The organism is Mesorhizobium sp. B2-3-7 (assembly GCF_006442695.1).
Taxonomy (GTDB): domain Bacteria; phylum Pseudomonadota; class Alphaproteobacteria; order Rhizobiales; family Rhizobiaceae; genus Mesorhizobium.
On record NZ_VFVV01000007.1, the window covers coordinates 284962 to 304651 of the forward strand.

16 protein-coding genes and 1 pseudogene are annotated in these 19690 nt (G+C 60.6%); 8 read left to right on the forward strand and 9 right to left on the reverse strand.

Annotated features, from left to right (window positions below):
• The first annotated feature begins 48 nt into the window (after positions 1–48).
• Complete coding sequence (locus FJ940_RS16335) at positions 49–1299, forward strand: phospholipase D-like domain-containing protein (protein WP_246672556.1); 1251 nt, start codon at positions 49–51, stop codon at positions 1297–1299.
• Positions 1300–1860: 561 nt separating this feature from the next.
• On the opposite strand, the pseudogene FJ940_RS16340 reads toward FJ940_RS16335, so the two are convergent.
• Positions 1861–2287: pseudogene (locus FJ940_RS16340) on the reverse strand (DUF892 family protein).
• Between the two features lie 217 nt (positions 2288–2504).
• Here FJ940_RS16340 and FJ940_RS16345 point away from each other — a divergent pair.
• The 6 genes from FJ940_RS16345 (at position 2505) to FJ940_RS16370 (ending at position 10199) form a co-directional block, all read left to right on the forward strand.
• A complete protein-coding gene (locus tag FJ940_RS16345; protein WP_140500732.1) occupies positions 2505–4946 on the forward strand; it encodes an ATP-binding protein in 2442 nt (813 codons plus the stop codon).
• Between the two features lie 5 nt (positions 4947–4951).
• A complete protein-coding gene (locus FJ940_RS16350; RefSeq protein WP_140500731.1) occupies positions 4952–5329 on the forward strand; it encodes a response regulator in 378 nt (125 codons plus the stop codon).
• Positions 5330–5588: 259 nt separating this feature from the next.
• Complete coding sequence (locus tag FJ940_RS16355; RefSeq protein ID WP_140500730.1) at positions 5589–5981, forward strand: response regulator; 393 nt, start codon at positions 5589–5591, stop codon at positions 5979–5981.
• Positions 5981–7735 carry a YaiO family outer membrane beta-barrel protein gene (locus tag FJ940_RS16360; protein ID WP_140657135.1) on the forward strand — a complete coding sequence of 585 codons (1755 nt, stop codon included), beginning with the start codon at positions 5981–5983 and terminating at the stop codon, positions 7733–7735. The genes FJ940_RS16355 and FJ940_RS16360 overlap by 1 nt, the downstream gene beginning before the upstream one ends.
• 2 nt (positions 7736–7737) lie before the next feature.
• Complete coding sequence (locus FJ940_RS16365) at positions 7738–8775, forward strand: HEAT repeat domain-containing protein (RefSeq protein ID WP_140657137.1); 1038 nt, start codon at positions 7738–7740, stop codon at positions 8773–8775.
• Positions 8772–10199 carry a glycosyltransferase family 2 protein gene (locus FJ940_RS16370; RefSeq protein WP_181171776.1) on the forward strand — a complete coding sequence of 476 codons (1428 nt, stop codon included), beginning with the start codon at positions 8772–8774 and terminating at the stop codon, positions 10197–10199. The genes FJ940_RS16365 and FJ940_RS16370 overlap by 4 nt, the downstream gene beginning before the upstream one ends.
• A 15-nt stretch (positions 10200–10214) precedes the next feature.
• On the opposite strand, the gene FJ940_RS16375 is transcribed toward FJ940_RS16370, so the two are convergent.
• A complete protein-coding gene (locus FJ940_RS16375) occupies positions 10215–10517 on the reverse strand; it encodes an Hpt domain-containing protein (RefSeq protein WP_246671100.1) in 303 nt (100 codons plus the stop codon).
• Between FJ940_RS16375 and FJ940_RS29000 the strand changes: the two genes are divergently transcribed.
• A complete protein-coding gene (locus tag FJ940_RS29000) occupies positions 10516–10644 on the forward strand; it encodes a hypothetical protein (protein ID WP_263483116.1) in 129 nt (42 codons plus the stop codon). The genes FJ940_RS16375 and FJ940_RS29000 overlap by 2 nt on opposite strands.
• 238 nt (positions 10645–10882) lie before the next feature.
• Here FJ940_RS29000 and FJ940_RS16380 read toward each other — a convergent pair whose 3' ends face one another.
• The 7 genes from FJ940_RS16380 to FJ940_RS16410 are packed head-to-tail and all read right to left on the reverse strand — an operon-like array spanning position 10883 to position 19272.
• Complete coding sequence (locus tag FJ940_RS16380) at positions 10883–11836, reverse strand: PleD family two-component system response regulator (protein ID WP_281405891.1); 954 nt, start codon at positions 11834–11836, stop codon at positions 10883–10885.
• Positions 11837–11883: 47 nt separating this feature from the next.
• On the reverse strand, positions 11884–12921 hold the full coding sequence (locus FJ940_RS16385) for a chemotaxis response regulator protein-glutamate methylesterase (protein ID WP_140518210.1): 1038 nt from the start codon (positions 12919–12921) through the stop codon (positions 11884–11886).
• Between the two features lie 22 nt (positions 12922–12943).
• Positions 12944–15211 (reverse strand): hybrid sensor histidine kinase/response regulator, encoded by a 2268-nt coding sequence (locus FJ940_RS16390; RefSeq protein ID WP_140657141.1) that lies wholly within the window; start codon positions 15209–15211, stop codon positions 12944–12946.
• Positions 15208–15912, reverse strand: coding sequence for a chemotaxis protein CheW (locus tag FJ940_RS16395; protein WP_140622663.1), 705 nt, complete (start codon positions 15910–15912; stop codon positions 15208–15210). The genes FJ940_RS16390 and FJ940_RS16395 overlap by 4 nt, the downstream gene beginning before the upstream one ends.
• Positions 15912–17147, reverse strand: coding sequence for a protein-glutamate O-methyltransferase CheR (locus tag FJ940_RS16400; protein ID WP_140500723.1), 1236 nt, complete (start codon positions 17145–17147; stop codon positions 15912–15914). Before FJ940_RS16400 ends, FJ940_RS16395 begins: the two co-directional genes overlap by 1 nt.
• Positions 17147–17611 carry a chemotaxis protein CheW gene (locus FJ940_RS16405; RefSeq protein WP_140500722.1) on the reverse strand — a complete coding sequence of 155 codons (465 nt, stop codon included), beginning with the start codon at positions 17609–17611 and terminating at the stop codon, positions 17147–17149. The genes FJ940_RS16400 and FJ940_RS16405 overlap by 1 nt, the downstream gene beginning before the upstream one ends.
• Before the next feature lie 23 nt (positions 17612–17634).
• On the reverse strand, positions 17635–19272 hold the full coding sequence (locus FJ940_RS16410) for a methyl-accepting chemotaxis protein (protein ID WP_140500721.1): 1638 nt from the start codon (positions 19270–19272) through the stop codon (positions 17635–17637).
• Positions 19273–19690 lie beyond the last annotated feature (418 nt).

Genomic DNA, 19690 nt, shown 5'->3' on the forward strand with positions numbered 1-19690 from the left:
GTGAGGTTTGGCGTAAACCGGGGAAGGCTGCTTAAGAGCCTCAAATACGTGGCCCTTGCCGTCATCGCCAGCCTGATCACTTTGCTGAGCATAAACTTGGCACCAGAGCCACGCATTTTGCGAACGCTTGTCCCGCACCGATTCGACGCGTCGGATCCCGAATTTGCAAGGAGCATGAGCAGTTATTCACAAGGACAGCTGTTCGATTCAAACTCGGTACAAACCCTTGTCAACGGAGATGAGATCTTCCCTTCAATGCTGCAGGCAATCCATGCGGCTCGGTCTACAATTGATTTCGAGACCTATATCTATTGGTCGGGGGTCGTCGGTTATGAGTTCGCGACCGCGTTGGCAACCAAAGCCCGGGAGGGTGTCGAGGTCCGTGTGCTCGTTGACTGGGTCGGCAGCCTGCCGTTCGATGAAGACCTGATCGAGATCATGACAAGCGCCGGTGTGCGGTTCCAGCGCTATAGACCTATTCATTGGTATACGTTGGATCGTGTAAACAACCGGACCCATCGCAAGCTGCTCATCGTTGACGGGCTGGTCGCGTTCACCGGCGGCGTCGGTATTGCCGACAACTGGCTCGGAAACGCCCGCAATCCAGATGAGTGGCGCGACACGCACTATCAAGTCAAAGGACCCGCAGTGTCTGCCTTCCAGGCGGCATTCGCGGAAAACTGGTTGGAGACGGCCGGCGAGACATTGCAAGGTGAGAAGTTCTACCCACCCTCCGAACCTGCGGGGTCGCTTAGCGCTCAGCTGATCCTGTCATCGCAGCCAAATGGCTCGGAGAACATGGAACTGATGATGCTGGCGGCGATCGCTGCCGCCAGGGATCATCTTCGCATCGGAATGGCCTATTTCGTGCCTGACGATATTGCCCTGCAGCAGATCTTGGACGCCAGGAAACGAGGGGTAGCAGTCGACGTGATCGTGCCCAACTGGCTCACAGACGTGCCCCTGGTCCGAAAGGGCTCGCGGTACTTCTGGGGCGACTTGCTCAAAGCTGGGGTCCGGATCTTCGAGTTCCAGCCAACGATGTATCATCCCAAACTCCTGATCGTCGACGACGTCTGGACGAGCTTTGGCTCTGCCAACCTGGACGAGCGCTCTTTGCGACTGAACGACGAAGCCACGCTGAATGTCTACGGCCGAGATTTTGCCAAAACGCAGATCGACCTGTTCAGCCAGGATCTTGCGCGATCAAGGCAGATCAGTTTGGGCGAATGGGAAGCGCGCCCCCTGACCGAAAAAATATCGGACTGGCTGGCCAGCAGACTACACTCGCAACTCTAGAGCCTCTTGGTGGGCGAGTCCTCGCAAACCGGCATCTGCGCCCGTCAAATGGCTAATATGGTGCGCCACGCGCAAGAATGGGAGCAACCCCGCAATAACACCGAGCGGATTGCTCAACACGCGTCCTGCAACTTCATCGGTCGATGCATCCCCACCTCGTCGGTCACGTGGGCCCTTTGCGATCATGACAGTGAGACCCGAAAGTGCTCTCAACGATGGTGTATTAAGGTCCGCGCATGGGCGGCTGGAAGCCTGAGCGATCAGAGGCACCGGCATGTCTTAATGAGGACGAATACGCCCACTTGCGTAAGGCAGCGCCAAAAGCCTCAGGGCGACCCAGAAGCCGGGCTCAGCCATTGCGGCGAGATCTGACAGAAGTCGCTTCATGTTGCCCCACCCCTGCCCTGACGAATCCGCGGCCGATCATAAACTCGAGACAAGAGTCCGCTCTTGTGGGAGGAGAAGCGGGGTCTTAGCTGCGACTAAGACCCAGCGGCCGGCGCAAGAGCCGCCCAGCGGACCCGATCGCCAGAAAAAAAGTCCGCCCGCGCCATTTGGGCGTCACCGTTTCGCGGCATCGCTGTCGGCCGCGGCGCGAGACAGGAACATCTGCGTCGTCTCGGCGAGGTGGCTCTTGAGCCAATCCGCCATCGCTTCCTCTTCGCGCAGATTGCTCGAAAGTATAGCTGGCGAGCGAGCCCTTCATCACCTCGTCGCCGGCAAACACGCCGCTGATCGACTGGGCCATGGCGGTGAGCTTGCCGCCTGCGTCTTTCATCGCGGAGGATCCCTCTCCGATCCGGTCAAGACAGCTTTTGAGGCGCGAGGCCTGCTGCCGCGTCTCGTCGAGATGCTGACGGATGTGGTCGCCGAGTTCCGGATAGCTTTCGAGGCGTGACAGTTGCCCGGAGAGCATCGTCTCGGCCTGCTCCTCCATGGCGTGAGCGTCTCTCAGCCACTGTATCAACCAGTCGCGCGATTGTGTCATGAAGCTCTCCCTTTGGGTTGCTCGCCCAAACCGCGAGCGGAGAGGATGGCTCCGCCCGGGCTATGGCAGGCTCGGCCAGAGGGCTGTCGACGCGCGGATTAACCACCGACGCGACTTCGAGCAGCGAGCCTCAACTGGCAGAGGGCCGGAGCCTGTAGCTTCTTTAGACCTCGGATAGGTTTTGGCGGTATCTATCGGGAAAAGGAGCGGGAAAGTTATGACCGAGTTCTGGCAGTCACTCCTCGCCAATCTTGCCCTGGTCTCCATCCTCGTGGTCGCCTGGGATCTTGTGGCGGACTTCACTGGGCGTCTGTCGACGCGGATGCAGTCGCTGGTTCTTGGTGTGGTCATGTGCATGGGCGCGATCATTTCCATGGCGACGGGCTTATCCGTCTCCGGCTTCGTCGTCGATCTCCGCGCCGCCTTCATTGCGGCTGCCGCGTTCTTCGGTGGATGGCCGGCGATGTTCATCGCTACTGCCGGCTCCATTGCCTATCGCATCTATCTCGGTGGACAGGGCGCGAGCGTCGGTGTCGTGGGGATCCTCATCACCGCTATAGTCGGTATTGCGTGGCACCACATCGTTACTGCCCGGTCTCGCACCATGTTCGACATATTCGGACTCGGCGTGTCGGTAGCTTTCGCCGGGCTGATCACGCTCCTGATCATCCCCTCGCAAGTCGTTGCCGACCTGGTGCAGCAGAGCACACTCCCATCACTCGTGTTCCGCTTCCTCAGCACCGTCCTCATAAGCGTTCTGCTGGACCGGCAGCAGCGGCGGCGCGATCTTGCGATGTCCAACATGATCTACCGGGCCATGGTCCGCGAACTCCCGGATTGCCTGAACATTAAGGATGTCGACGGCCGGTTCATCGCCGCCAATCCCGCCACTGCCGAAATGATGCGCGCCGCTTCGGTCGAACAGCTTATCGGCAAGACGGATTTCGATTTCTACTCTAAGGACGTGGCCGAGCGCTTCCGGCAGGATGAGATGGGCGCTCTGGAAGCCGGGCAGACGCTGCGCATCGACCAGCCGGCGGTTTTCCCGGACGGCAGACAAGGCTGGCTCTACACGCTGAAGGCACCGTTCCGCGACGAGACCGGCAAGATCAGCGGCGTCATCACCTACAATCGCGACATCACCGAGCAAAAGCGAAATGCCCAGCTGAAGAACGATTTCATCTCGACGGTCAGCCACGAATTGCGCACCCCACTGACCTCCATCCGCGGCTCACTTGGTTTGATCGCGGCCGGCGTCGCCGGCGAACTGCCGCCCAAGGCCGCCAATCTCGTCAACATCGCCCACACCAACAGTGAAAGGCTGGTTCTTCTCATCAACGACATCCTTGATATGGAGAAGATCGAATCTGGCGTGATCACCTTCAAGATCAGGCAGATGGCTGTCCGCCCGGTCCTGGAACAGGCGATTGCCGCCAGCACCAACTACATGGCCGACAGCCGAATCAGGATCGTCTTGGTCGACGATGCCCCGCGCGCCGAAGCCAACATAGATCCGGATCGCCTGCATCAGGTGATGGCCAACCTGCTGTCGAATGCGATCAAGTTCTCGCACACTGATGGCATCGTCACGGTGAAACTCCATCGTCGTGCCCCCGATATGCTGCGCATCTCGGTCGTGGACCAGGGCGCTGGCATCCCCGAGGCGTTCCGCAGTCGCATATTCGGGAAGTTCGAGCAGGCGGACGCCTCCAGCACTCGCAAGATAGGCGGTACTGGCCTGGGCTTGAGCATCGTCAAGGCCATCACTGAAAAGCTGGGCGGCGGCATCTCCTTCGAAACCGAGGAAGGCAAGGGAACCTCGTTTCACATTGACCTCCCCGAAGCGCACAGGCAGACCGAGAAGCCGGTTTCGGTCGAGCGCCGGGCGCGCAAGCGCGATGGCCGCCTGCGTGTCCTCATCTGCGAGGACGAGCCTGACATTGCTGTGGTGATCGCAGCACTTCTCGATGCAGAAGGCTTTGCCAGCGACGTCGCGCCCGATATCGACACCGCCAAAGCGCTGCTGAGCTCGCGCGACTACGTGGCGCTGACGCTCGACATCAAGCTGGCGGGGGAATCCGGAATCAAGCTCTTCCACGACATACGGGCATCACCGGTGAATTCCGACATTGCGGTCATCGTCATCTCCGCCGTCGCCGACGAGGCCAGGCGCTCGCTGAACGGCAGCGCCGTCGGCATCGTCGACTGGCTGGAGAAGCCGGTGGATTCGAAACGGCTTCACGCCGCTCTTGCCAAGATCGTCGGCCGTAGGGTCGAGCCGAAGCCACAAATCCTGCATGTCGAAGACGATGAGGGCGTGCTTGCGGTGATGTCAGAAGGGCTGGGTTCGGGCGTCTCGATCACCTCGGCGAAGACACTAAAGCAGGCCCAGGAGGCGATCGCCCGCTATCGCTTCGACCTAGTCATCCTGGATATCGCGCTTCCCGACGGATCGGGCCTCGACCTCCTGACCGATCTGCCGCTCGAGACTGCGGTCATCGTGTTCTCGGCGGCGGAACTCGACCAGAAGCTCGGCGATCGGGTGCAGGCGATCATGACCAAGACCAGAGCGTCGGAAATCGATGTGGCAAAGTTGGTACGGAACATGTTGGTTTCGTCCCGCAATGGCACTCGGCCTGCCGCGCACGCCAAGGAGTGATGCTAATGCCCGCAAGGATCCTCTATGTAGACGACGAGGACGATATCCGCGAAATCGCCCAGATGTCGCTGGAGCTCGAGCCGGAATTCGAGGTGCGATCCTGTTCTTCGGGCATGCAGGCGCTGGCCGATGCCGCCGAATGGCGGCCCGACCTCATCCTGCTCGATGTGATGATGCCGGACTTGGACGGACCGGAGACGCTGAGGCGCCTGGCCGAGTCCCGGCCGACGGCGTCGATACCCGTGGTGTTCATCACCGCGCGCACCCAGACGCATGAGGTCGAACGCTATCTGGCTATGGGGGCGGTGGGGGTGATCGCCAAACCTTTCGACCCGCTTGCGCTTGCCGGTGAAGTCAAAAGATTGCTTCTATCGCGCACCTGAGCCGACGTATGGCTTGGCCACCGAGCGCAGTTTGTCTGCACACTGTGCGATGCCGTTCAGGGCTCCTATACCATGTCGCCTTATTCATCTACTGATTGTGCCGAGGTGCAGGCGCAGCGAATCAGGTTGTCTATAATCGCGTGGCATCGGCGGACGTCGATGAGAGAGTCGAGACGAATATTTCTGTCTGCATGGACCGCATTGGCGGATGTCGGTTCATGGGATCACTCCGGGGGGCGACGGAACCGGAGCAAGGCTGGTGAACGGAGCGAAGGCAAGAGTTCTGATTTGCGATGACGATCCCTTGTTGATCGAGCTGATGGAATTCAGGCTCAGGGCAAAGGGATATGAGGTCATCAAAGCAGTAGACGGGGCGGAAGCGCTCTCGAAGGCAGAGCATGAGGCGCCGGACATCATCGTGCTCGACGCGATGATGCCCAAGGCCGACGGCCTGGAGGTCCTTGCCCGCATCAAGGGCGATCCGGCTTTGTCCGAAACCCCGGTCGTCATGCTGACCGCCCGCAAGGGCGAAAGGGACATCGTCTCGGCCCTCGAAAAAGGAGCCGACGACTACCTTGTGAAGCCATTCATCCCCGAGGAGCTTCTGGCTCGGTTGGCGCGTCTGCTCGCGCGAAAGAGCGGGAAACGCTGATGCGGCGCTGCCGGTGCGTAGCCCTTGGCGCATGTCTGATCCTGGCGATCGCTGCGCCCCAGGGCGCGGTGCTGGCGCAGACGGTGGATGAGCTTTACGAGTTCGGCGTCAAGGCCAGGCAAGCGCAGCATTTTGACGAGGCGGTGGAGTTTTTACGGCGCGCCCTTGCGCTTAAACCCGATAACGCCGACGCCTTGGTGCAACTCGGTTTTGCCGAACTCGGCCGCGACAATCTGTCGGCGGCGCGCGACGCTTTTTCCAATGCCCTGTCCTTGGCCCCAACCTATCGGGACGCCAGCTTTGGCATGGCTGAGGTCGAGTTCCGCTCGGGCAATCTGGATGCCGCGCTTCCGCTAGCCGAAACGGCCCTGCGGGCCGAGCCCAGCAACGCTGACGCCGCCACGCTTATCGCGAATATCCAGAAGGCGAAGCAAGCCGCCGGCAGTGAGGTGAGACGGTCTCCCGCGGTTCCGGCGCCGACAAAGAAACCGACTAGCCGGCGGCGCGATCCCGTCGCCGGTCTGATGGAGCAGGGCAGACGCCTGCGAGCGGCGGGAAAGCTGCCCGAGGCGGAGAAAGTCTATCGCCGGGCACTGGGACTAGCGCCGAAGAACACCGACATCCTCGTCGCCCTTGGCCTGGTCGTCGGCTCCAGCCAAAGCTTCGACGAGGCGGGGCTTTTCTTCGACCGCGCGCTTGCGATCAAGCCGGGCCTTCTCGACGCGCGGCTCGGCAAGGTGCGCCTGGCGATCTGGCGGGGCGACGCGCCGAGCGCCCGCCACTTGGTCGATGGCGTGCTGGCCTCAGTGCCAGGCAATGTCGAGGCGCTCGAGCTGGATGCGAGAGTGGCTTTGCTCGAGGCCGATTACACGCGGGCCGGGCAGTCGTTCCAGCGCGTGCTTGCGGCCGATCCGCGCAATGCCGAGGCGCTGGTCGGGCTCGGCGATGTGCGCCGCGCCGAGGGTAAAGAGGAGGACGCGCGGGATGCCTACAGCCAAGCGCTCGCCGTCGAGCCTGGCTCTTTCGATATCGAGCAAAGGCTGGCCGTGCCGCCGCCGCGCAAATGGCGGCTCGACCTCGGCAGCGAGGTGAGCGATCTCACCAGCGGGCTCGGCGACTGGACCGACAGTTCGGCTGGCCTTTCCTATCGGCTGTCGCCGCGCACCACGATTTCCGGTCGCACCCGGCTGGCCACACGCTTCGGCCGCACCGACGTCCAGATCGAAGGTCGTATCGACCAGGCCTTCTCGCCGGCGTTCTCTGCCTATGCTCTGGCGGCGGCAACGCCGGACGCTGATTTCCTCGCGCGCTATTCGATCGGCGCCGGGGCTTCGTGGCAGGTCATGGCGCCGGCAAAGGCGTTCGGCCCGCTTTCGCTCAACATCGACGCCCGCTACGACAATTTCGCCGACACAAATGTCACCAGCATCTCGCCATGGGTGCAGACCTCTATCCTAGACGGCCGCCTGGGGCTTTCCGCCCGCTGGGTTCATGCGCAGGATGATATCGGCACGGGCGCAGACGGTTATGTGCTTCGCGTCGACCTTGCTGCGACACCGCACTTCAACGTGTTCGGCGGTTATGCCGACGCTCCCGAAATCTCCGACGGCACGCTGGTGCCGACGCGCACGGTCTTTGGTGGTGTTTCCTGGGACATCAGCGATCCGCTGACGTTGCGCGCCAGCATCGCGCATGAAGAACGACCGAGATTCGACCGGAATACATTCGGTCTCGGCCTGACCGCGCGGTTCTGACCATGTGGTACATCTGGGATCTCTCCATACTGCTCAGCGCTCTTTCGCTGGTGATCATGCTGTTCCTGATCGCGAGACGCGTCCTGCAGGAGCGCCGGAGCAAGGCTGCGGCCGACCAGCGGCGTCAGCTTCTGACTGCGCTGATCGCCTTCACCGAGAACCGAGACCGCGAGGTGTTGAAAACGACCATTCTTTCGGTATCGGCAGGCGTGGCGATCAATACCGGCTTCGAGTTCATTTCGCTTTTGCGCGGCGAGGAGCACGACGATGTCCTTGCTGCTTTCAAGGAATGTGGCCTGCCGGCCCTTGTCGGCAGGCAACTGGAAAAGGGCAACGGCGCCGAACGCATCCATGCGGCCGAGATGCTGGCGGCGCTGCGCTCGGAAGGTGCGGTGGCAAGCCTGCTTTCCGCGCTCAACCACGACCGCTCGCGCGAGGTCAGGATCGCCGTCGCCATAGCGCTCTGCGATCTGAACAGCCTGCCGCCGCTCGGCATTGCGCTGCGCAAGATCGGCGTGGCCGGGCAGCGCTCGCGACGCCTGATCGAGCTGTTCAGGCGCTTTCCGCACGCGCGCCTGGAGGAACTGGCGGACCATGCCGCGCGCGCCGACGCCGTGCCCTTCATAAGGGCGGCCGCGATCGACGCATTGGCCCGCGCCGGCGGCTTCCGCTTCGCCGATCTCTTCGCCCGCTTGGCCGACGACGCCTCGTCCGAGGTTGCCGCGGCGGCACTGCGGGCGCTCGGCCTCACCGGAAATGCCGACGCGCCGGCGATCCTCTCGACCGCGATGACAAAAGGCGACTGGGAGGTGCGCAGCGCGGCCGCCGATGCCGCCGGCCGCCTGGGCCTCGCCGAACTTGGCCGGCCGCTATCCAAGCTGATGGGCGACGAGGTGTGGAACGTGCGCTATGCCGCCGCCAACGCGCTGCGCTCCTTCGGCCAGCCGGGAGAGCGGTTGCTGCGCCAGATTGCCGACAGTGAGGTCTCGCGCAGCCAGCGCACCGCCTCGCTCATTCTTGCCGAGGGACCGGCCGTATGATCGCCGACTGGAGCGACGAGATCGTTCTTGCCGCCACCATCTTGTCTTGGTTCATCATCGGGGCCGGGCTGGCGCAGACGACGATATACCTCCTGCAGCTCATCGTCGCCGGCTATGCATTGTCCAAGCGCCCACCGGTCGCGCGCTCGGCGCTGCTTTGGCACCGCTATGGCGATGTCGCGCCGCCGATCGCGCTATTGGTGCCCGCCTACAACGAGGCCTTGAACGTGGTCGAGAGCGTCCATTCCATGCTGGCGCTCGAATATCCCAATTTCGAGGTCATCGTCATCAACGACGGCTCGAAAGACGAGACCTTGCTGCGCCTCATCGAGGCGTTCAAGCTGGTAAAGTTCCATCGGCCCTATGAGGAGGCGCTCGCGCACAATCCAATCCGCGGCCTCTATTCGTCACCGACGACCGAGCGGCTGTTCGTCGTCGACAAGGAGAACGGCGGCAAGGCCGACGCCCAGAACGCCGGCATCAATGTCTGTCGCGCGCCGCTCTTTTGTGTCATCGACGGCGACTCTATCCTTGAGCCCGACGCGCTGATGCGTGCCGCCCAGCCATTCATCGACGACCCCGAGCGCACCATTGCCGTCGGCGGCACGATCCGCATCGCCAACGGCTCCAGGATCGAGGCAGGCAGGGTGCGCGAAGTCCGTCTGCCACGCCGTCTGTTGCCACTGCTCCAGGTGGTCGAATACCTGCGCGCCTTCCTGATGGCGCGGCTTGCCTGGAGCCGCATCAACACACTGATGCTGGTCTCCGGCGCTTTTGGCATGTTTCGCCGGGCCGAAGTGGTGGCGGTCGGCGGCTTCACCAAGGGTTCGATGGGCGAGGACCTCGACCTCGTCATCAAGCTGCACCGCTATATGCGGGATAAAAAGCGCAAATACCGCATCCAGTTCATTCCGGAGCCGGTGTGCTGGACCGAGGCGCCGGAATCGCTGAGCGTCCTTGCCCGGCAGCGCACGCGCTGGCAGCGCGGCTCGCTCGAATGCTTCTTCCGCTACCGCTCCATGCTCTTCAACCCGCGCTATGGCCGCGTCGGCTTTCTCGGCTTCGGCCACATCTTCATTGTCGACGTTCTGGGACCGGTGGCGGAGGTGCTGGGCTATATCCTCATCCCCGCCTTCTGGCTGCTCGGTGTCCTTTCGGCCGAATATCTTCTGGCCTTCACCTCGCTCATCTTCACCTATGGCGTCTGCGTGAGCGTATGCTCTCTCGTTCTCGAAGAGGCCGAGTTGCAGCGTTTTCCCCGCGCCAGGGACCTCGCGGTATTGACGGCGGTCGCCGTGATCGAGAATTTCGGCTACCGCCAGCTCAACAATTTCTGGCGCGTGAAGGGCTGGTGGCAATTTCTTCGGGCCGACCAGAGCTGGGGTGAGATGACCAGGACCGGCCTGGGCGGCGCGAAGAAGTGAGCCCCGTCTGCTGAGTCACTTCAGCGTCCGCTCGATCTCCGTGATAAGCGCATCGAGTGCGACGTGCGAGGCCCCATCGTCCGCCTGCTCGATCAGCAATGTCTCCAACGCCGATGCCCGCGCGCTGATCTCCGCAAACCCGAATGTCCCCGCGGCCCCGGCGAGCGAGTGCGCGGTGGGAATCAGGGTGTCGTTGGAGCCCACTGACGGGCCTCTCTGACGCGCCGCCCTCAACTCCGCGAGTTGAGTGGCGCACCGAGCCAGGAAACGCTGTCGTAAGGGGGCGAAGGGATCATTCAGAATGGAAGGGGCCTCCATGGATGGCTTTAAAGGTATTCAAGCAGAAAACTCGGTGGAGTGGAACGAACTGCTTGCGGTCCACGCTCCTGTCAGAGCAGAACTGCGGCGCCCGCTTCAGCCAAATGCAATGGCGATGAGTTTTTGATGTCCAACCGCGGAATGAGCGAGCTGGTCGGCATAGACCTTCTTGAAGGCCGGCGAGCGGGGTGCATTCAACGTATTTTCAAATGTTTGGAGCCTGCTGCGGTATTCGGATAGGCCGACAGGTCGGCGGCCGCAGCACGTCCGCTATCATGCAATTGGTGAAAGTGTACCATCCTGCCGCCATGAGCTCACGACCGGCAATACGGCTTGCATGGCCCAACAGTTTGCCTAGCCACTCGTCAAGCGCGGGACATCTGAAGCGCAACACGATTTCGTCCTTCCGATTTGGCACGAAAAAGAGCCAGATCGGCGGCATTGACGAAATCCTTCGGCGTTTCGTTCTCGGTGGGCACCGCTGTTGCGACGCCAACGCTGATGGTCACGCGATCCGAGCCGTGGGGTATGTTCAGCTCCCGCACGCTCTGGACGAGCTGCTCTGCGATCGCACTGGATTGTTCCAGTAAAGTGTCGACCAGCACGATGACGAACTCTTCGCCTCCGTACCGCGCAGCGAGATCGGTGGAACGGCCGGAACCGCTCTGGATTACGCGGGCGATTTGCTTGAGCACCTCGTCGCCGGCCATATGGCCATAGGTATCATTGTATCGTTTGAAGTTGTCGGCATCGATCATCAACAGCGACAATGGGGATTGTGCGCGAAAAGCACGCTTCCATTCAGACGCCAGATATTCGTCAAAATAGCGCCTGTTGCCGAGGCCCGTCAGGCCATCGATCCGCGTCAGACGTTCAAGCTCGAGATTAGCACTGATCAGCTGTCGCTGGCTTTCCCTTAGCGCTCGGTATGCAGCTTCTCGCTGGACGTGATCCAGATAGGCCCGCGTGTGATATCGAACGCGTGCAATCAGCTCGATACGATCCGGAAGCTTTACGAGATAATCGTTCGCTCCCGCAGCGAACGCTTCGCCCTTGGTGGCTGGGTCTTCCTTGCTCGACAGCACAATGACTGGTACCGCGCGTGTCGAAGCATGCTTCCGGAATTCTCGCACCAGATGCAGCCCATCGACCCCGGGCATGACGAGATCCTGCAGGATGACGGTTGGCTTTACCTCGTCGGCGACCGTGATCGCTCTCAATGGGTCGGTGCAGAAGTGTAAGGAGATATCAGGCTCGCTGGCTAGAGCGCGCCTGACCGCCTCGCAAACCATGATCTGGTCATCGATGAGCAGAACCATGGATGAATAGTTATCTGCAAGTGGTGGGACCAGCTGTGGTTCTAGCGTCATCGGACGAACCCTTTCACCTGGAGCGCTGAAAGGGCTTCGATTATGCGTGAGCCGATCGCACTCAAAGGAAGAATATCAACAGCCGCGCCGACGTCGGCGGCGGCCTTCGGCATGCCGTAGACGGCGCTGGTTGCTCTATCCTGCGCGATTGTGAGATGCCCCTTGTCGCGGAGCTGTCTCAACCCGTGCGCACCATCCCTGCCCATGCCTGTGAGCAGGACTCCAATCACCGAGCCAGGCCACCATTGCGCGGCACTTTCGAAGAACACATCTACGGACGGCCGATAAACGCTGTCCTCGGGGCTAGGCGTATAGCCAAGTTGCTGAGCTGACTTGAAAACCAGATGATCCGCGGAACTGGCAATGAGAACGGTGCCCGCTTGAGGACTATCGTTTTCCCGCGCTGGACGGATCGGGAGAGGCGTATGCTGGCCGAGCCAATCAGCAAGGCCTGGAACGAATTGGGCATCGAGATGCTGTACGAGCACGATGGCGGCGGCGAAATCAACGGGAAACGCGCTCAGGACTGCGGCAACGGCGGCCGGCCCGCCAGCAGAGGCACCGATTGCAATTAGCCGTCGAGTTGTCGGCTCAGCCGCACGGGACATCCTCCTTCTTGCCTTGCCCGGCGCATCGCCGATCAGCTTGCCGATCGTTGCTATCTTGTTGGTCAACAGCCGTGCGGATTGCGAGGACGCATCACCTTCGATGCCTACTGAGGGAATATCGACGGCGTCGAGCGCGCCATGCCCCATCGCTTCGTAGACGCCGGCGACGTTGGCTTCGATACTGGCGGTCACCAGCAAGATTGAACATGGGGTTTCCGCCATGATTCTGCGGGTCGCTTCCACCCCGTCCATCTCTGGCATCGCTAGATCCATGAGTATCAGATCCGGCAGATCACGTCTGCAGACCTCGACCGCCTCACGCCCATTGGTCGCAATCCATGCGACTTGGTGTTCGCCGGTCGACATGACCAGCCGGCGCAGAAGTTCAACCGCCATCGGCATGTCGTTGACTACGCCAATTCTCATTCGTTGGTCGCCAATTTCGATCTCATTCAGTCGCCTCGCCGATCATGTCCACGACGGCATGGATCAGCGCCTCGTCCTGAAAGGTACTCTTGGTCAGATAATAGTCGGCACCGGCGTCAAGCCCGCGCGAGCGGTCTTCTTCCCGATCCTTGTATGAAACGATCATGATGGGTGTGTTCCTGAGATGGACGTCCTTTCTGATCAGGCTCACCAGTTCGATACCATCCATGCGCGGCATGTCTATGTCAGTGACGACGAGATCAAAAGGACCAGATCGGACGGCATTCCACCCGTCCATACCGTCGACTGCCACTTCGACGTCATAACCGTGATTGCCCAGCATCTTGCGCTGGAGTTCGCGAACCGTGAGTGAATCGTCAATCACCAGCACGCGCTTGCGTCTGCTCGGTCCGGGACCGCCCGCGGCTCGCCGAAGGGCTCGAAATCCGCTGGACGACGCAAGCTTTTCCACCGATCGAACCAGATCATCGACGTCGAAGATCAGAACAGGCGAACCGTCCTCCATCAGGGCCGCTGCGCTGATGTCCTTGATCTTGGCAAACCGGGAATCGAGAGGTCTGATCACCAGTTCGCGTTCCCCGAGAAAACGGTCGACGATTACGCCGTAGGCGTCCCCCCGACCCGTTTCCACCACGACGACCGAGAGTTCCTCTGGTTCGGACGCAGACTCTCCTCGATCCAGCACCTCGCGCGCTGTCACCAACCCGATCTGTCGATCGTTCAAGCGAAAATGCGGGCGGCCCTGCAGGAGGTTGATCTCCACCCGCTGCAATTTCATTGTCTTGGAGATGGCAGCGAGTGGAAACGCATAGGGCTCCCCATCGACTTCGACGAGTAAGGTGCGCAGGACTGACAACGTCAGCGGCAGTTGCAGTTGAAACCGGGTTCCTCGACCAAATTCCGAGGAGACGCTCGTGATTCCGCGGACCTCCTTCGTCATCGCCTGCACTGCGTCGAGTCCCACGCCACGGCCGGAGACGTCGGACAGGCCAACTTTCATCGAAAAGCCGGGCAGAAAAAGGAATGCCAGCAATTCCGTTTCGCTGAGCGCGTCGGCGCTTTCCCTGGTTGCAAACTGCCGGGCGACGACAGTCTCGCGCAGCTTCGAGAGCTCGATCCCTCTGCCGTCGTCCACCACGGCTATTTGCAGCAGTCCGGCATTGTGCCTCGCTTCGAGCCTGATGAGTCCCTCTTCGGGTTTGCCGGTTGCGAGGCGCTCATCAGGCGGTTCAAGCCCATGGTCTACCGCGTTGCGCAGAAGATGCCCCAAGGGGGCATCCAGCTGCTCGAGGATATCGCGGTCGATGCCGGTCGAGCCGCCTACGATCTCCAGTCGCACCCGCTTCCCAAGTGTACGACCGAGGTCGCGGACCGTTCTTGCGTAGTGTCTCACCCCGTCTTCAAAAGGTCGCATCCGGCTCGCCAACGTCTCCTCGTACAATCGGTTGGCAAGATCGGTGGCTTTCCGATCGACTGAATCCAACTCATCGAGACGCTCCGCCAAGAAGGCTTGGCTCAACCGAAGCTTTCGCTGCGTTTCAACCAGCGCTTCCACCACAGCCGCATCTTTTGCGACCGGCAGCAGCACTGCATCAAGATTGTCGAACGCACTTGCGATGTCTGATTGAAGGTGCTTCAGCCGCAGCAGCCCGTCAGCGAATGGCCTGAGCCGCCGAGCTTCCATCAGCGACTCGCCGGCCAAACCGAGCAATCGGTTCAGGCTTTCTGCCGTCACCCGAACCATTCTATCTGAGCCGATGCTCCCTCGGGCTTGAGCTTTCGGCTCGACAAGGGGGTTCGCTGACGAGGTTGCCGCCGGCTCCTTTCGGCTATGCTCTGGCGTTGCGAAATCAGCTGCCGAATCTTGGGGTGCGGGCTCGGGGAGGGACAGTTCCTCGAACTTCGCCAGAAAGCTTTCGACTTCCGGGTTGACGCTCTCGTTCGATGATCCCGATGCGATCAATTTCAGAAGGTCAGAGCCTTGCAGAAGCGCATCTATATGCTCCTTGCGTACCCTCAGATGCCCACGTTGCGCGGCGACCAAGCAATCTTCCATTGCATTTGCAACTTTGACGGCGGGCGTCAGATCGATGATGCGGGCTGCTCCTTTCAGCGAATGCGCGGCCCGCATGCATTCTTCCAGTGCGTCGGTGGCGACAGGATCGCGTTCGAGCGCCAGAAGGCCGGAGGTCAAAGCCTGTGATTGCGTCTCCAGTTCGGCCTGGAAAAGGCTCAACATCGAAACCTGGCTGAAGTCCTCATCTGTCATGCCATGCTCCGATCCATCATCGTGAGCAGTTGTCCCGGGTCGAGACAGCCAACAGCCCGTTCCCGCCAGGGCAAAACGGCAACAGTAGCCGCCGACAGCGTCTTGCCGATCGTAGCTGGCACAGCGAGAGTGTCGCGTGCCCGGTAGCGATGTAAGCCGTGGACCTCATCAACCGTGAAAGCAACCCGCTTGTCCCGCTCGCCCACCACGACGAGGCGGCGAAATATCTTGGCTCGTCTGCCTTGTTCCTCCTCCTTGGGTTCGTCGATCCCGAGCAATTCAGCGAGCGACAGGCAAATCAGCAATTCGCCCCGGACATTGGCGATGCCGAGCACTGCACTATTCCTGCGGTGTGGAAGGGAATGAACGGGACGGGATTCAGCCACTTCATGAAAAATGCCAGCTGGAAGCGCCAGCCATTCGTGCCCCAACCGGAAGAGAACGGCCGTCTGCGGCGCTTCATCGTCCGCCGAAACGACCGCTGCACGACCAGCGTCATCAGGCCATTCGCCGCGATATGCCGAGGGCGCCGCACGATCAAGGAGGCGCCGTGCAATCTTCCTATAGGTCGGGCAATTCCGGCAGTGGAGATGCTGCTCCAGTTGGGGACAGGACTTGTCACCCCGAACGCCTATCCGCCGCCAGCAGTCGTCGATTTCAATCTGCTCCACTGGCAGAGCGATCCTTGTCGAAGCCGGCATCAGGTGCCGCTCCTTTTCTGGACCCGGACCAGCCTTCCGGCCAGCGCCTCGGCGCCGCTGTGGTCGCCTTGCTTGCGAAGCAGCAAAGCCAGGTGGACCAGAGCCTCTCGATGATTTGGCGCGAGATAGAGTGCCTTGCGATAGCTTTGCGCGGCCTTGGATGCAGCGCCATCCGCATCCTGAACGAGGCCCAGCAGATAGAAGATTTGCGCGGAAGGACCGAATTTCTCGAGATGGGCGAGGGCGACCTCCTGTGCCTCCTTTACCCGACCCGCATTGGCGATCCGTTCAACCGCGACTAGGCTTTCCGAGACCTGATCAACGGGCTTGGCCAGGGCCGGCGCACTGTTTTCCTTGCCGACGGTCAGTCGTGGCGGAAGAACGGGCTTGCTCTTGTTGAGCTTCGGGGTTGATGTCCGCACCGGGATAGCAGTTGTCGGCGCCGCGGCCTTGATGGGCTCCGATTCCAGGAAGGCAAAGGCCAAGGGCCATTCAGCGGAAATAAAGCCATGCAGCCTTGGAAGTGCTGCTTCCGCGGGACCGACCAGAAGAAGTCCGTCCGTGGCCAAGAGATCTTTCAGGCGGGTCAATGCGCGATCCTGCAGTTCGCGATTGAAATAGATCAGCAAATTCCGACAGAGTAGGATGTCATAGACCTCTTGCCCAAAAATTGCGCGAGTACCGAATAGGTTGCCGACCCTGAAGCGAACCTGTTTCAGCACCGCAGCACTGGGCCGCAACCCACCCTCGACCGCTTCGAAATAGCGGTCCCTGAATTCGAGATAGCTGCCGCGAAAGGAATTGCGCCCGTAGACGGCACGTTCAGCCAACGCGATATTGCGGGTACTGACGTCCACCGCATCGATGTTGAACTCGTGCGCTTCAAAGCCGGCATCGAACATGGCCATTGCGACCGAATAGGCCTCTTCACCGGTTGAACATGGCAGGCTCAAGACTTTTGTCGGCTGAGCACGCTTGTGCACGCGCGCATGCCGCGCCAACATCGTGAACGCTTCTCGGTCGCGAAAGAACCAAGTCTCCGGGATCACCACCGCATTGATCAGCTCCTGCAGCTCCTGCGGGGAACCGGTCAAGTGTTCCCTATAGGCCTGAGGATTGGCAATCCGGCACGCTGCCATCCGGTCTCTGACCGCCTGACGGACCACTGTCGGGCCAACGCTGGCACTGTCCAGTCCAATGGTTTCCATCAGGAGCTTTTCTATTGCGCCGGTCATTAAACACTCATCGCGGCCTGGCGGAGCAATGCGGTACGAATCTCTTCCGAAAGCAGCGCTTCCGCTTTGACCCACTGAATGATCTCCGTGCCATCCGAAGCCACCGGACCAAGATAAGACGGCGTTTCTGGCTCGAGGCCGAACGGCGCGAAGTCGGCAGGGTCTCGCTCGACCGTATCCGTCACCCGTTCCGCGACCAACCCAAGCAGGCGTTGCTCGCCATCTCGCGCCGGGTAGCGCGTAACAACGATCCGGGTGCTCAATAGGCGCTCCGATGGCCGGCCAAGCGCAAGAAGAGTAACATCGATGAGAGGGATGGGTATTCCGTTATAACTGACCAGACCGACCACACCGGTTGGCGCACCCGGCAGAACTTTCACATCGATATAGGGCAGCACCTCTTCAATTTGGTGGACATCGATCAAGTAGCGATCCGAACCCATACTGAAGGCGAGGAATAGCATTATCACCTCCTACTGCCGGCCCGCTATGCTCTCAGCTTGAACCTTGAAATGCTGCTTCGCATGCTACCTGAGACTTGATTGAGCTCGTCGATCGCGAGCGTCGATTGCTGAAGGGACTCGACTGTTTGCTGAGCTGCCTCGCTTAGCTGGGTTAGCGTGTCGCTTATCTGTCCCGCGCCGATCGCCTGTGCTTGCATGCCTTCATTGGCGACTTCGAAACGTGGCACCAACCCCTGGACCTGCTGGATGATGTCGAAGAGTTGCCCGCCGACCTGCTGGATTTCGTGCATGCCCCGGCGGACCTGCTCGGAAAACTTGTCCATGCCCATCACACCGGCAGCAACTGCCGACTGGATGTCTTTGACCATCTGCTCGATATCGTAAGTGGAGACGGCCGTCTGGTCCGCAAGCCTTCGGATCTCTGTCGCCACCACTGCAAAGCCCCGGCCATATTGGCCGGCCTTCTCAGCCTCGATGGAAGCGTTGAGCGACAACAGGTTCGTCTGATCGGCCACTTTGGTGATGGTGGTCACCACCTGATTGATGCTGCCAGCTTTCTCGCTGAGGATTGCGAGTTTGGAATTGATCGCACCCGCCGCGTCCATGACCTGCTGCATGGTTCCTTCCATGCGGGTCAGCCCCTCTTGCCCTCCGCCCGCGACGGCAGCCGTTTGCTCGGCAACTGTCGAGACCTCGTTCATCGTGCGAACCAGCTCGTTTGAAGTGGCGGAAATTTCCTTGGCTGTCGCGCGGATCTCAGTCGTGGTCGCGGCGATTTCAGTCGCTGTTGCCTGCTGCTGCTTGGAGGTTGCAGCAATCTCAGTTATCGACGTGCCGACCTGTATGCTGGACCTTTGTACCTGACCAATGAGAGTTGTGAGATCGTCTGCCATTGCGTTGAAGCCGTCGGCAAGCACGCTGAATTCGTCCCGGCGCCTCAGATCGAGGCGTTCGCTGAAGTCGCCTTGCCGTATCATTTGAACCGCGTCGACCAAACGTGTGAGCGGAGCTGTGACAGCGCGAAACAGCTGGTAACCCAAAAGAAGGGCTAGTCCGAGGGCTATCAACAAGCCCACGCTCAAACCGACTTCCGCCGTGCTAACGATTGAGCTGATTCGCTGCGTCGCGCTGTTTGCCTCGCCTCTGTGATCCTCGAGCATGGCTTGCAGAGCGGACTGCAATTTCACAAAGATCGGCTCTACCGTGTTCTTGATGACCGGACTTTCATTGGGAGTTTCACCTTTCGACAAGGCAGCTCGGCTCGTGTCCAGCACAGCAGTTTCCGCCAGCCGAAATTGGTTGGCGAGTTCTTTGACGACTGCGTAATTCTGCTTGTCGATGTCGGAGACGATCGTTGCTTCATACTCGTCCATCAACCGCCGCACTTGGTCGCGATTGGTCGCGATCGTGCTTTCAAGCGTGCTTTTATCCGACGGGTTGTCCTGGAGGGCATATTCCTGAAGCAGGCTATGTGCCTTCATCTGCCCCATCATGATCTCGGTGCTGTGATAGAGGTCTGGAAGGATGCCCTTCTCGACCTCAGTTGCCTCCCGCTCCGCCTGAAGAAACCAGGCGTACGCGATAACGGCGATCACGGACATAACCACCAGAACGGCAGCGAAACTGACGAGGATGCGGTGGCGTATTGTCAGACTCGTCATGGAACCGGTTCACCTATGGGGGCATCGAGGCCTGCGCGAAAAGCGCTCGTTCCGACGTTTCGAAAAGGTGCGTCGAAAAGCAGCAGTCTTATGCAGAATGGTTTCTTTTCCGTTCCATCGCTAATGATGGCAAAGCGGCTCGCCAGTCGGCGCCCCCAATAAGCGTGGTCAAAGGCATGTCTCGCCGTCGACATAGATAAATCCGACATCGGCTGGGGCGGCACGCACCGTCAAGTGGAGCGTGCATGAGCTGCTTGAGGCCAGGAGTTGAATGACTGCTTAGTCCGCTTGATGCCGAAAGCCGACCTCTCGCTTGCGTCCACTAATTTCACCTTGAATCCAACGCAAAGTAAAAAAGGGCCGAGCTGAGACACATATGGTGTGCGCGCCGAGCGGACTTTGCGCTGCCGCCCGAGAA